The sequence below is a fragment of the Arsenicibacter sp. R0_47 genome (genome assembly GCF_057652235.1).
This window is the reverse complement of the sequence record NZ_JBYFCJ010000144.1, coordinates 1-232: the sequence shown is the minus strand read 5'-3', so window position 1 is coordinate 232 and position 232 is coordinate 1. Positions and strand designations below refer to the sequence as shown.

The 232-nt window shown below is 64.7% G+C and carries 1 pseudogene; it reads right to left on the bottom strand.

Annotated elements, in window-relative coordinates:
• Positions 1–232 (bottom strand): annotated as a pseudogene (gatB, locus tag AC23NW_RS36375) (Asp-tRNA(Asn)/Glu-tRNA(Gln) amidotransferase subunit GatB); the annotation flags it as partial.

The window sequence follows — 232 nt, the reverse complement described above, 5'->3', positions numbered from 1 at the left end:
AGCTTGCCGGCGTCTTCTTCCATGTGGGCGCGCTCGATCGGCACGTGCACCACCCGGCCGGAGGCGAGTTCGATCTCCACGGATCCGTCGTGCGCGATCGGATCGTCGAGCTGCGAGATCTGGTAGTTCTTCGCCATGTCCGGGTAGAAGTAGTTCTTCCGGGCGAATCCCGACACCTCCGCGATCTCACAGCCGAGGGCGAGGCCCAGGCTGATCGAGTAGCGGACCGCCT